We start from the raw sequence: 12236 nt of genomic DNA on the forward strand, positions 1-12236 counted from the left end.
GGGGGGGGGTGGGCTGGGGGCTGGGGATTGAGGGCTGGGGATTGGAGGGTTGGTGGGGGCGGCGTACCGCCACATCTCCAAGTACCTCTGAATGGCCCTCCGTTGGCCTCTTCCCCCGGAAATCCGGTGTCGCGCCCGCCCGTCCGGGCGCAGGATGGGGCGCATGACGCTGGCCACTCCTGTACTGCGGACCGACCGGCTGCGGCTGCGGCCCTTCACCGACGCCGACGCGGGTCCGCTCTTCGCCCTGCACGGCAACACCTCCGTGATGCGCTACTGGGACTCCCCGCCCTGGACGGAGCAGTCCCGCGCCGAGCGGTTCCTCGCCACCTGCCGGAGGATGGAGGACGAGGGAACCGGGGCCCGGGTGGCCATCGACCGGGTGTCCGACGGGGCGTTCGTCGGCTGGTGCGGTCTGTTCGAGTGGAACCCCGTCCACCGCAGCGCGACGCTGGGTTACTGCCTCGACGAGCCGATGTGGGGCCACGGCTACGGGACGGAGGCCGCGCACGCCCTGCTGGGGTGGGCGTTCGACACGCTGGACCTGAACCGGGTCCAGGCCGAGGTGGACACGCGCAATCCGGCGTCCGCCCGGGTTCTGGAGAAGGCCGGGTTCGTGCGGGAGGGGACGCTGCGGGAGGACTGCGTCGTGAACGGCGACGTGTCCGACTCGTGGGTGTACGGGCTGCTCAGGCGGGAGTGGGTGCCCTCGGGCACGGCGCGCTGAGTCCGCGTTCCGGCGGCGGGGCGGCGCCGGCGGGCGGCACGGCCCCCTGCGCGCCGGGCCGGGGAAGCGGGACGTAGCGCGTTCCGCACGCGTGCGGGAAGTGTTTCCCCGGCACACCCCTGCTGTTCGCCGTGCCTGGCTACCTTCGCCTCGCCCGGTCCGGCAGCAGGAGAGGTATGTCCATGAGCGCCCCTGTCCACGGCTCCTCCGAACGGCCTTCCGCGGCCACCCTGGCGGCGGCCAGGCAGCGTCGCGAGGAAGGGCGGAGCGGGAGTTCGTCCGGATCCGGGACCTCTGCGGAACGGGCCCTGCTCGGGCTCCAGGCCAGTGCCGGCAACCAGGCGGCGACCGCCAGCGTGCAACGCGCCCGGGGCCGGACCCAGGAGCGGCCCCCCGGTACCGGCACCGCCCGGTCCAGCTCGGTCCCCGCGACCCGACGCGCCCCGGCCGGCCTCACGCGACGCGGGTCGGCCCCCGGCACGCCGGCCGGGCTCGGCGCGCTCGGCACGGGTGCCGGCACCCGGCCCGCCCCGGTCGCCGACGTCCGGTCCGCAGGCGGCACTTCGGAGTCCGTCACGGGCACCGGGACGACCGGCGCCCCGGAGCCCGTCACCGCCGCCGAGAGCACCGCAGCGGCCCGCTTCCCCCCGTCGGGCCGTACCCGGCGCGGCTCCGACACCGACACCCGGCCCAACCCCGCCGCCCTCACCCGGCGCGGCTCCGAGTCCGGCACCCAGGGCCTCGACGTCGACCCCGACCTCCAGGCCGAACTCGACACCGCCGTCGAACAAGCCCGCACACCCGGCGCGGCTCCGAGTCCGGCACCCAGGGCCTCGACGTCGACCCCGACCTCCAGGCCGAACTCGACACCGCCGTCGAACAAGCCCGCACACCGACACCCGACCCGACCCCACCGCCCCCGCCCGGCGGGGATCGGAGTCCGGCGCCCGGGGCCTGGGCGTCGACCCCGACCTCCAGGCCGAACTCGACACCGCCCGGGAGCAGGCACGCCGCGCCGCCGAACGTGCCGCCGCGGATGAAGCAGCGGCACGCCGTGCGGCCGCGCTCTCGGCCCGCTTCGCCCCGTCGGGACGCACCCGGCGCGGCTCCGACACCGACACCCGGCCCAACCCCGCCGCCCTCATCCGGCGCGGCTCCGAGTCCGGCGCCCAGGGCCTGGACCTCCGCCCCGGCTTCCAGACGGAGCTGGACACCGCACGGGACACGGCGCGGGTCACCGCGCCCGAAGGCACCGGCGGAGAGGAGACCCGCCGCACCGAGAAGGCCCCCACGGGGAAGAAGAGCGACCGGCTGAAGGAGATCGCCGAGAACGCGGACCTGGGGAAGCGGACCTTCGATCCCGTGGACGCCCTGGGCAAGGGCGTCCAGGCGCCCACCGCCGCGGGTCTCGGCCAGGAGGCCACGGAGCAGGCGGCCTCCGCCGCGAAGCCGGGCGCCACCGCGGCGGAGGCCGCCGGCGCGTCGTCGGCCTCCGTCCTGAAGCACGACGCCGCCGCCGTGGGGGTCTCCGGCGCGTCGCTGAGCACCGGCGTGGAGCTCCTCGCCCTCGGGGCCAGCGTCGCGGACTCGCTGCGGAACCTGAGGACGTCCCTGCAGAAGAGGGCGGGGGCCGGGTTCCACAACGCGCGCAGGAAGGCCAAGGTCAAGGCGGCCGACGCGGCGGCGAGCGTCGTCAGTACGGGGGCCAACGCCGGTGCCGTCGCCAAGGAGGCCGTCAAGGTCGAGGGAGTGGCGAGCACCGCGGCCTCCGCCGAGGCGAGCGGTGTGCTCAGCGGGGTCGCCGGTGTGGCCAAGAGCATGCGCGCCTTCCGCAAGGCCGGCATGGCGATCCACAAGCGCCGGCAACTGAAGAAGCTCCCGGACGCCGAGACCGCCCACGCCGGGCTGCTGACCGGCCTGAAGGCTCCGGCGGACGCCGAGGAGCAACGCGCCATCGCCGCGTACGACCAGGTCGCCGCGTTGGAGAGGGAGTTGGCGCAGGGGAGCCCGCGGGAGGGTCTGCAGGATGCGTTCCACGCCGCCGTGCGGGCCTACGAGGCGGCGGTGGAGCGCGAGGTCCAGGTCAAACTTCCCTACCTCCAGGCCCTGGACGACGCGAGGACCGTGGACGCGACCAAGAAACTCGCGAAGAAGAAGCAGGCCTCCAAGATATTCAAGGAGGGGACGGGCGGCCTGGGCGAGGGGCTGAAGGGCGCGGGCGGCATCGCGACCGTGGCCATCGTCGCCACCGGGGCCCTCGCGTCCAACCCGGCCGGGTGGATCGTCGCCGCGGTGGGGGCGGGTCTCGTCCTCGCCACCGCCGGCTACAAGGGTGTCCGGTCGGGCATCGGGCGCTTCAACGAGGCCCACCACCCCGAGCGCTACACACCGCACGGCGAGGAGGTGCCGGAGGCGAAGCCCACCTGGGAATCGCTGAAGCACGCCATGAAGGTCTGGAAGAAGGTGTCGAGGTACAAGCGCCAGTTGGCGGCGCACAAGCTCTACGCCATGCTCTCGCGTCCCGACACCCAGCCCGAGCTGCGCCGCTCCGCCGAGGACCTCCTGGTGTTGCTCAAGGCCGGTCCCGACGACCACGGGCAGAGTCCGGCCCAGTGGCGGGCAAGCTTCACGGACCCGGACAAGAAGGCCGACTGGATCAAGGAGATCACGGACCAGCTCGGCTCCTGATCGTGACGGAGCGGGGTCCTTTTAGCAGGACCCCGCTCCCGCGTCCAACGTCTTTTCCAGCCAAAGGCGTCCGGCCGCCATCCGGGCATTTTTCGCCTCAAACACCCGACGGTTCCGCCTCGTAGTCACGAGGCTGCCACGAGGGGTGAGCACAAGCGGTAGTGTCCCCTCCTGTACGTCGAACGCCGTGCGCGGATACGGGAGTTCGTGGTGGTCGGGGCGCCTTTCCGGTCCCCTGCCGCTGCGAGTCCGCGCGGTCGGCGCCCCCTGCTCGTACCGGCCCTCGCGTGTTCCTGGGAGTTCCATGTCGTGCGCCTTCGCCGCCCCCCGCGTCGCTGCCGACTCCGCGGCCCGTGGTGCCCGGAACAGACGCCGGTCCGCTCCCGCCCGTTGAGCCCGGTCGTCGTCGGGCCGGCCGGCGCCCCGCCCCCGCGCGCCGTCCCGCCTCGGCCACCCTCGCCCACACCGACGGCTTCCGATCCGTGAGGACCTGATGACTGAACTGATTGTGACCGTCACCGCCGTGCTGGCGGTGGCCGGAGTCGGGGCCGCGTGGTACTTCCGGCGCAAGGGCGAGCAGGCCCGGCGCCGGGCCGAGCAACTGCGCGAGCACGCCGACCGGCTCACCCTGCAACTCGTCGCCGCCGAGCAGTGCGTGGGGCACCTGGCGTCCACCGTGATCCCGGCGGTGGCCAAGGGCGGGCCGGGCGGTGCGGGTCCCGACGGCGGGCTGCCCGTACCGGCGCAGCTCGACGGAACACCGCTCGCCGAGCGGCTGCGCGCGGTGCCCGGCGCGGTGGCCGCGGTGGTCGGGGACGTACGGGCGCAGGAGCGGACGGCCGCCCAGCAGGCCGTGGACCGGGCCGCCGAGCAGGTGCGGCAGGACGCCGAGCGGCAGGTCGCGCAGGTACGGAACGAGGCGGTCGGCGTGGCCCGGGCCGCGGTGCGCGGCTTCGCCAACAACGTCGTGGCGCGCTCGGCGAAACTGGGCCGGGCCGTCAGCCAGGGCGTACGGCGGCACATCTCGGACGAGGCGTACGCGACGCTCGTGGAGATCGACCACCTCGCGCAGCAGATGCTGCTCACGGCGTCCGGGTACGCCGTACTGGCCGGGGACAAGCTGTCCCGGCGCTGGCCCGCCACCACGTTGACCGACATCGTGCGGGCGGCCATGGGCCGGATCGAGGGCTACGAGCGGATCAAGCACCCCGAGATGGGGTCCGTGGTGGTCGAGGGCCGCGCCGTGGAGGCGGTCGTGCACGCGCTCGCCGTACTGCTGGACAACGCGCTGCGCTACTCGCCGCCCGCCGCCAGTGTCCACGTCTCGCTGGAGCAGGGGCACCACGCCTGCTTCCTGATCGTGGACGACGCGGGGCTGCGCATGGACGACGAGCGGCTGCTGTGGGCCAGCGACGTGATGTCGGGCGAGCAGCGCGACGACATCACCCGCCTGGGCGCCCACCCCCAGACCGGGCTGCGCGTGGCGTCGCTGCTGGCGGAGAACTACGGCTTCCGCGTCGAGCTGACCGCGCCCAACATCTATCAGGGGACCCGGGCCATGGTCGTCCTGCCGAAGAACCTGATCGTCGATCCGTCGGCGGCCCAGCCCGCGCCGCAGGCCGTGACCCGGGCGCTGCCGCCGAAGACCGCCCCGGCCGACGCCCCGCAGGCGGACCCGGCGGCGGACCGGACCACGGCGCAGGCCCCGGGCGGGACGGCGGCCACGCCTCCCGCGACGCCCTCTCCCGTGCCCGCCACCGCCCCCGGGCCGGCCGCGGCCCCCGCCGCGGCCGCACCGGCCTCCGGGTCCGCACCGGCCGCCGGGCCGGCCGCGCCCGCCGCCCCCTCGGCCACCACCACCGCCAGCGGTCTCACCGTCCGCCGGCGCTCCACCGCGCCCGCTCCCGTGCGCCGCCCCGCCGCCCCGGACGACACCGAGCCGGGCCGTCCCGCCGTCGCCGCCGCCTGGGCGGCCGGTACCCGACGGGGCCGGGAGGGGGAGCAGCCCCCGCAAGCCTCCGCCGACGCCATCCACACCCCCGCCGCCCACCCCACCCCCCACGACGGCGCTGACGACGAAGGACACTGATCGTGCAAGACACACACACCAACAGCCTGGGCTGGCTGCTGGACCAGGAACTCGGCAGCGTCGAGGGCGTCCGGTACGCCGTGCTGATGAGCAGCGACGGTCTGCTGAAGGCCCGTACCGAGACGATCGGCCAGGACGACGGGGAGAAGTTCGCCGCGTTGACGGCGGCGCTGCGCGCGGCGGGCAAGGCCTGGGACGAGTTCACCGGCGGCGGCGGGATGCGGCAGCTCCTGATCGAGTCGGTCGGCTGCATCGGGCTGACGACCACCGCCGCGAAGAACACCATGCTGTCGGTGTGCACGACCGGCCCCGACGCCGACGTCGGCCTGATCTCGCACCACATGGTGCGGCTGGCCACCCGCGTGGGGCACGAACTGGCCACCGAGGAACGCGTGCCCGTCCAGGCGCGGGTGTCGGCCGCGGACGGCGGCTCACCGGTATGAGCGGGCCGCGGCGCGACCCCGACATGGTCCGGCCCTACGTCCGTACCGGGGGCCGGATCCGTGCGCGCGAGGACGTGCGCCTGGAGAGCGTGGTCATCGCCGCGACCGGCCCCACGGACGCCCTCGGCCCGGACGCCCGGCGGGTGATGCGGCTGTTCGCCGGCGCGGACGGCGGCCTGGCCGTCGCCGACATCGCCGCCGCGCTGGAGCTGCCGCCCTCGACGGTGCGCATCCTCGTCTCCTCGCTGATGGACTCCGGCCACCTCGCCAGCCCGGTCGCCGCGATCGACGACCAGCCCGACTTCGACCTGCTGCAGGAGGTACTCCGTGGACTTCGCTCCATGGTCTGACCGGACCGACGGGTCCGCCGGGGCCGAGGGCGCCGACCGTGCCGACCCGTCCGTCACCTACGTCCCCGCCACGGTGACCCGGTCCGCGAAGATCGTGGTCGCGGGCGGTTTCGGCGTCGGCAAGACGACACTGATCGGCAGCGTCTCGGAGGTGCGGCCGCTGCGGATGGAGGAGCCGATCACGCAGGCCAGCGCCGGTGTGGACGACCTGCGCGGCACCCCGCACAAGACGACGACCACCGTGGCGATGGACTTCGGGCGCATCCACATGGCCGGCGGCCGGATCGCCCTGTACCTGTTCGGGCTGCCGGGCCAGTCCCGGTTCCAGCCGCTGTGGGAGGACCTGGCGGAGGGCGCCCTCGGCTGTCTCGTCCTGGCCGACACCCGCGACCTGGACGCCTCCCACGACGCCCTCGGCCTGCTCGACAGCGCCGGGATCCCGTACGCCGTCGCCATCAACACCTTCCCGGACGCGCCGAGTTACCCCGAGGCGGAGCTGCGCGAGGCGCTGGCCCTGGAGCCGCAGACGCCCCTGACGCACTGCGACGCCCGCGACCGCACCTCCTCCCTGCACGCCCTGATCACGCTCACCGAGTACCTCACCGAGCACCGTTCAGCCGCCCTCCTGGAGTCCCGCCGATGACGCCGCCCCCCGCCGAGCCCGCGCCGACGAGTCCCCCGGGCCGGATCGCCCTGTACGCGCCGGAGTTCGCCGCCGACCCGCACGCCGCCTACCGGAGCATGCGCCGCACCCACGGCCCGCTCGTCCCGGTGGACCTGGCGCCCGGCGTCCCCGCGACCCTGGTGATCGGCTACTACCAGGCCCGCCGCATCCTCAACGACCCGCTGCACTTCCCGGCCGACCCGCGGGCCTGGGAGAAGCTGATCCCGGCGACCTGCCCGGTGCGGCCGATGATGGAGTGGCGGCCCAACGCGCTGCGTTCGGGCGGCGCCGAGCACGCCCGCTACCGGGCGGCCAACACCCACGCCATCGACCGGGTCGACCAGCACGGGCTGCGCGCCCTCGTCGAGAAGGTCGCCGACGGCGCCATCGACGGGTTTCGCGCGGCCGGTACGGCGGACCTGCTCACCCAGTACTCGTTCCCGATCGCCTTCAGCGTCCTCAGCGCGCTGCTGGGCTGCCCGGACGAGATCGGGCAGCGCATCGCCGACGGCATGGCGAAGATCTTCGACACCACCGACGCCGACCAGGGCAACGTGATCCTGGCCCGCGCCGTGTCCGACCTGGTGGCCCTGCGCCGGGCCCACCCCGGCGACGACATCACCTCCCGGCTGGCCCTGCACCCGGCCGAACTGAGCGACGAGGAGATGAGCCACCAGCTCGTCACGCTCTACGGCGCCGGGATCGAGCCGCTGACCAACCTGATCAGCAACACGATCCTGAAGATCCTCACCGACGAGGAGTTCTCCGCCGATCTGCACGCCGGGCTCTCCACGGTGCGCGACGCCCTCGACGCCGTCCTCTACACCGACCCGCCGATGGCCAACTACTGCATCTCCTACCCGCCGTACCCCATCGACGTGGAGGGGGTGCTGCTGCCGGCCGACCAGCCGGTGGTGATCTCGATGGCGGCCGCGAACAACGACCCGGCTCTCACCGAGGGCGTGCCCGCGGGGCGGCTCGGCGGCAACCGTGCGCACCTGGCGTGGAGCGCCGGACCGCACACCTGCCCCGCACGCTCGCACGCCTACCTGATCGCCGAGACCGCGGTCACCCACCTCCTGGACGCGCTGCCGGAGACGGACCTGGCCCGCCCGGCCGCCGAACTGACCTGGCGGCCCGGCCCGTTCCACCGCGCCCTCGAATCCCTGCCCGTCACCTTCCCCGCCGTACAGCCCGCCGCACACTAAGGAGCCAGGTCATGGCGACCCAGCAGCCCGCCCTCGTCCTCGACCCCACCGGCGCCGGTCACCACGCCGAGCACCGCGCCCTGCGCGAGCGCGGCCCGGCCACCCGGGTGGACGTCCTCGGCGTCGAGGCCTGGTCGGTCAGCGACCCGGCCCTCCTCAAGCAGTTGCTCACCAGCCCCGACGTGTCCAAGGACGCCCGGGCGCACTGGCCGGCCTACGGCGAGGTCGTCGGCACCTGGCCGCTGGCGCTGTGGGTGGCGGTGGAGAACATGTTCACCGCGTACGGCCCCAACCACCGCAAGCTGCGCCGGCTGGTGGCACCCGCCTTCAGCGCGCGCCGAATATCCGCGATGCGGCCCGCCGTGGAGAACATGGTGACCGGCCTCGTCGACCGGCTCGCGGCCCTTCCCGCGGGTGAACCGGTCGATCTGCGCCAGGAGTTGGCCTACCCGCTGCCCATCGCGGTGATCGGACACCTGATGGGCGTGCCGGAGGACCGCCGGGAGGGTTTCCGCGCCCTCGTGGACGGCGTCTTCGACACCACCCTGGACCAGGCCGAGGCCCAGGCCAACACCGCGCGGCTGTACGAGGTCCTGGACCAGCTCATCGCCGCCAAGCGCGCCACGCCGGGCGACGACATGACGTCCCTGCTCATCGCCGCGCGGGACGACGAGGGCGACGGCGACCGCCTCTCGCCGGAGGAGCTGCGCGACACCCTGCTGCTGATGATCAGCGCCGGCTACGAGACCACCGTCAACGTCATCGACCAGGCCGTGCACACCCTGCTGACCCGCCCCGACCAGCTCGCGCTGGTCCGCGACGGCAAGGTCACCTGGGGCGACGTGGTGGAGGAGACGCTGCGCCACGAACCGGCGGTCAAGCACCTGCCGCTGCGGTTCGCGGTCACCGACATCGCCCTGCCCGACGGGCAGACCATCGCCCGCGGTGAGGCCGTCCTCGCCTCGTACGCCGCCGCCAACCGGCACCCGGACTGGCACGAGGACGCCGACACCTTCGACGCGACCCGCACCGTCAAGGAGCACCTCGCCTTCGGCCACGGCGTCCACTTCTGCCTGGGCGCGCCGCTGGCCCGCATGGAGGTGACCCTCGTGCTGGAGAGCCTCTTCGGCCGCTTCCCGGACATCCGGCTCGCCGATCCGGCCGAGGAGCTGCCGCCGGTGCCCTCCCTGATCAGCAACGGCCACCAGCGGCTCCCGGTCCTGCTGCACGCCGGCTGAGCGGCGGGCGGGCGGGACCGGGCGCGGGGGGTGTCCGGCCGGAGCCGGCGGCTTCAGCCGAACATCCCCGGCTCGTAGTCGCCGGCGGGCTGCTGGGTGATGACGTTCAGGCGGTTGTAGGTGTTGATGACGGCGATCAGCCCGACCAGTGCGGTGAGCTGCTCCTCGTCGTAGTGCCGGGCCGCGTTCGCCCAGACCTCGTCGCTGACGCCGCCGCCGTCGGCGAGGCGGGTGCCCTGCTCGGTCAGTTCGAGGGCGGCGCGCTCCGCGTCGGTGAAGACCTTGGCCTCCCGCCAGGCAGCGATCAGGTTGAGGCGCAGCGAGGTCTCCCCCGCCTTCGCGGCGTCCTTGGTGTGCATGTCGAGGCAGAAGCCGCAGCCGTTGATCTGGCTGGCGCGGATCTTGACCAGCTCCTGGGTCGCGGCCGGGAGCGTCGAGTCGCCCACGGCCTTGCCCGCGGAGTTGATGTGGCGCAGGACCTTGCCCGCGAGCGGGCTGGCGAACATGTCGAGACGCGCTTCCATGGTGGATTCCTCCGTCGTGGCTTTGCCGGTTTCTTGGTCGTACACAGCTACGACGGATGCCGGCGCCGCGATGTGACAGGCCGCGGGCCGACCCGTTTGTGACCTGCGTCTCACCCGATCGGGCTAGGCCGTTCCAGCAGTCGGACGAGTGCCGCCGTCACGGTGTCCGGGCGTTCGTCCATCACCCAGTGGCCCGCGCCGTCCAGCAGCGTCAGGTCGGCGCCGGGCACGGTGTCGGCCAGCTCGGTGGCGATCGCGGGGCTGAGGTACGGGTCCGCGCGGCCCCAGACGACGGCCGTCGGGCAGGCGATGTCACGCAGGCCGCGGCGCAGCTCGGGGCGGGGCGCGGTGCGGTAGTCGGCGAAGTAGTGGAGCAGCCAGCGCCGTCCCTCGGGGGTGGTCATCCAGTGGACGTAGCCGTCCAGGACGCGGGGCTCCAGGTGTCCGGCGCGCACGAGCGGGGCCAGGGCGCGGCGGTGCAGGGCGGCGTAGGGCAGGCGCAGCGCCGGGCGGTGCAGGGCCGGGGTGCGGCAGAGGACGCCGAGGAGGCTGAAGACGGCGTACCAGCGGCGGGTGAAGGTGGCCTGGGCGCGGCTGTTGAGGATCGCGAGCCTGCGTACCCGTGCGGGGTGCCGCTGGGCGAGGCCGAGGGCGAGGAAGCCGCCGTAGTCGTGGCCGGCCAGGTTCACCGAGTCCAGCTCCAGGGCGTCGAGGAGCCGGCCGAGCCGGGCGACCTCCGTGCCGTAGTCGAAAGACAGGTGCAGGGGGCGGTCGGAGGCGCCCCAGCCGAGGAGGTCGGGGGTGACGACCCGGTGCCGGGCGGACAGGGGCGGGACCTGGTGGCGCCAGCTACGGTGGTCGGCGGGGTAGCCGTGCAGGAGCAGGACGGGCTCGGCGCCGGGCGGTCCCGACTCCCAGCAGGCGACGCGGGCACCGTCCACGGTGACCGTCCGGGGGCGGGGCGGGTCGTAGGTGCGGGGTGGCTGCGCGGTCATCGGTTCTTCTTCCTCCGGGGCTCGTCTCCTCCCCCTCAACGGGCACGTACCCGCGCGCGTCGCGATCAGGGCTCGGTGTTCGGCCGAAAGGGGGCGGGGATTAGCCTCGAACGCGACAAGTCGGTTCGGTGCAGGAGGCAGACATGGCGAAGGTTCCCAGCGCGGTGGTCGCCGCGGGCGGTCTCGTCGGCGGCTACGGCGTGGCCCGCTGGACGAAGAAGCGGCAGCTCGGCGGGGCCGTGCTCGCCGTCGCCGGGGCCGCCGCCGCGCAGCAGTGGCGGGCGCGGGCGGGCGGGAAGGCCGCGGGCGCGCTCACGGCGGCGTACGTCGCCGGGTTCGCGGGCTCGCACCCGCTGGCCAAGAAGGTCGGCGCCTGGCCCGCCGTCTTCGGCGTCGCCGGCGCCGTGGCCCTGGCCTCCTGGGCAGTAGCCGACCGCCACGCCTGACCGCCGCCCCGGACACGCGTCCCGAGCGAGCCGCGGGGACGCGCGCCGGGCAGGCCCCCCGGGGACGCATGGTCTGGGCCAGCCACCCGGGGCGCGAGGTCCAGGCGAGCTGCCCGGGGACGCGGGGTCCGAGCGAGCCGCCCGGGCGAACGGCAGCTCGGGTGAGCGACCCGGACCAGCCGCACCGCTACCCGGACGAACAACCCGGACAAGCGGCCTGAACCAACCACCCGGACAGCCGACACGGAGGTGCCCCGCCAGACACCCCACGCAGGCACCCACCAGACCGGCGGCTCAGGCGAGCAGCCCGGGCAAGTGGGCCCGGGCCCGGACCGGCGGCGCGGCTGCGCGGTACGAGTGGGCGGTGCTGACAGGCAGCCCGGGCAGGCGGCCCGACCGTTGGCCCGGGTGAGCGGCCCGGCGGGCGCTCCGGGCGGGCGGCGCCGGAGCCGCCCCGGGAGGCGGTACGGCTTCCGGTCAGGGCAGGTGGGTCAGGACGTTGATCACGCGGCCGTCCGGGGCCCGGACGAAGAAGCGCCGTACGCCCCACTCCTCGTCCCGCGGCTCCCGTACGATCTCGGCGCCCGACGCCGCCACCTGCTCGTAGACGGCGTCGACGTCCTCGACCTCGACGCTCAGGTCGGGGACGACGGGCGCCGTGCGCTCCTCGGTGAACAGGCTGATCTGGGCGGTGGGGTTGGACGGGGAGGCCAGGGTCGTCACCCAGCCCATGTCCATGACCTCCTCGAAACCGAGCAGGCCGTAGAACTCACGGCTCGTGGTCCACTGGTCCTCGGCCTCGACGTGGATGTTGGGGACGATCCTGCGGATGCTCATCGGGGACTCCTCGACGTCTGTGCCGGG

General features: G+C 74.3%; 12 protein-coding genes. 9 read left to right on the top strand and 3 right to left on the bottom strand.

What is annotated here, in order from left to right:
* The first annotated feature begins 163 nt into the window (after positions 1 to 163).
* From IG88_RS0119685 to IG88_RS0119720, 8 genes are all read left to right on the top strand, one after another.
* Entirely contained in the window at positions 164 to 727 is a 564-nt protein-coding gene (locus tag IG88_RS0119685) for a GNAT family N-acetyltransferase (protein WP_031042674.1), read from the top strand.
* A 1362-nt stretch (positions 728 to 2089) separates the two neighbouring features.
* The gene (locus tag IG88_RS43780) at positions 2090 to 3415 is read left to right on the top strand and encodes a hypothetical protein (protein ID WP_051851975.1); all 1326 of its coding nucleotides are present in this window, start codon (positions 2090 to 2092) and stop codon (positions 3413 to 3415) included.
* A gap of 493 nt (positions 3416 to 3908) precedes the next feature.
* Positions 3909 to 5504 carry an ATP-binding protein gene (locus tag IG88_RS0119695; RefSeq protein WP_031042677.1) on the top strand — a complete coding sequence of 532 codons (1596 nt, stop codon included), beginning with the start codon at positions 3909 to 3911 and terminating at the stop codon, positions 5502 to 5504.
* 2 nt (positions 5505 to 5506) lie between these two features.
* Positions 5507 to 5947 carry a roadblock/LC7 domain-containing protein gene (locus IG88_RS0119700; RefSeq protein WP_031042680.1) on the top strand — a complete coding sequence of 147 codons (441 nt, stop codon included), beginning with the start codon at positions 5507 to 5509 and terminating at the stop codon, positions 5945 to 5947.
* Entirely contained in the window at positions 5944 to 6297 is a 354-nt protein-coding gene (locus IG88_RS0119705) for a DUF742 domain-containing protein (protein ID WP_031042684.1), read from the top strand. Before IG88_RS0119700 ends, IG88_RS0119705 begins: the two co-directional genes overlap by 4 nt.
* Entirely contained in the window at positions 6275 to 6940 is a 666-nt protein-coding gene (locus IG88_RS0119710; protein ID WP_420712090.1) for a GTP-binding protein, read from the top strand. Before IG88_RS0119705 ends, IG88_RS0119710 begins: the two co-directional genes overlap by 23 nt.
* Complete coding sequence (locus IG88_RS0119715) at positions 6937 to 8169, top strand: cytochrome P450 (RefSeq protein WP_031042691.1); 1233 nt, start codon at positions 6937 to 6939, stop codon at positions 8167 to 8169. The genes IG88_RS0119710 and IG88_RS0119715 overlap by 4 nt, the downstream gene beginning before the upstream one ends.
* A gap of 11 nt (positions 8170 to 8180) precedes the next feature.
* Positions 8181 to 9407, top strand: coding sequence for a cytochrome P450 family protein (locus tag IG88_RS0119720; protein ID WP_031042694.1), 1227 nt, complete (start codon positions 8181 to 8183; stop codon positions 9405 to 9407).
* 53 nt (positions 9408 to 9460) lie between these two features.
* On the opposite strand, the gene IG88_RS0119725 is transcribed toward IG88_RS0119720, so the two are convergent.
* Positions 9461 to 9931 (bottom strand): carboxymuconolactone decarboxylase family protein, encoded by a 471-nt coding sequence (locus IG88_RS0119725; protein ID WP_031042696.1) that lies wholly within the window; start codon positions 9929 to 9931, stop codon positions 9461 to 9463.
* A gap of 110 nt (positions 9932 to 10041) precedes the next feature.
* Positions 10042 to 10926 (bottom strand): alpha/beta fold hydrolase, encoded by an 885-nt coding sequence (locus IG88_RS0119730; protein WP_031042699.1) that lies wholly within the window; start codon positions 10924 to 10926, stop codon positions 10042 to 10044.
* Positions 10927 to 11069: 143 nt separating this feature from the next.
* Between IG88_RS0119730 and IG88_RS0119735 the strand changes: the two genes are divergently transcribed.
* Positions 11070 to 11372: a hypothetical protein gene (locus IG88_RS0119735; protein WP_031042702.1), complete on the top strand. Its 303-nt coding sequence runs from the start codon at positions 11070 to 11072 to the stop codon at positions 11370 to 11372.
* A 477-nt stretch (positions 11373 to 11849) separates the two neighbouring features.
* Here IG88_RS0119735 and IG88_RS0119740 read toward each other — a convergent pair whose 3' ends face one another.
* Positions 11850 to 12209, bottom strand: coding sequence for a VOC family protein (locus IG88_RS0119740; RefSeq protein WP_031042704.1), 360 nt, complete (start codon positions 12207 to 12209; stop codon positions 11850 to 11852).
* Positions 12210 to 12236 lie beyond the last annotated feature (27 nt).

Origin of the sequence: Streptomyces sp. NRRL F-5650 (genome assembly GCF_000721365.1) — a bacterium.
Lineage (GTDB): Bacteria > Actinomycetota > Actinomycetes > Streptomycetales > Streptomycetaceae > Streptomyces > Streptomyces ardesiacus.

Bases quoted from the DNA above. Each gene is read 5' to 3' on its own strand.
- IG88_RS0119685 (WP_031042674.1), top strand. From the start codon at position 164: ATGACGCTGGCCACTCCTGTACTGCGGACCGACCGGCTGCGGCTGCGG.
- IG88_RS0119695 (WP_031042677.1), top strand. From the start codon at position 3,909: ATGACTGAACTGATTGTGACCGTCACCGCCGTGCTGGCGGTGGCCGGA.
- IG88_RS0119705 (WP_031042684.1), top strand. From the start codon at position 5,944: ATGAGCGGGCCGCGGCGCGACCCCGACATGGTCCGGCCCTACGTCCGT.
- IG88_RS0119715 (WP_031042691.1), top strand. From the start codon at position 6,937: ATGACGCCGCCCCCCGCCGAGCCCGCGCCGACGAGTCCCCCGGGCCGG.
- IG88_RS0119720 (WP_031042694.1), top strand. From the start codon at position 8,181: ATGGCGACCCAGCAGCCCGCCCTCGTCCTCGACCCCACCGGCGCCGGT.
- IG88_RS0119725 (WP_031042696.1), bottom strand. From the start codon at position 9,931: ATGGAAGCGCGTCTCGACATGTTCGCCAGCCCGCTCGCGGGCAAGGTC.
- IG88_RS0119730 (WP_031042699.1), bottom strand. From the start codon at position 10,926: ATGACCGCGCAGCCACCCCGCACCTACGACCCGCCCCGCCCCCGGACG.
- IG88_RS0119735 (WP_031042702.1), top strand. From the start codon at position 11,070: ATGGCGAAGGTTCCCAGCGCGGTGGTCGCCGCGGGCGGTCTCGTCGGC.
- IG88_RS0119740 (WP_031042704.1), bottom strand. From the start codon at position 12,209: ATGAGCATCCGCAGGATCGTCCCCAACATCCACGTCGAGGCCGAGGAC.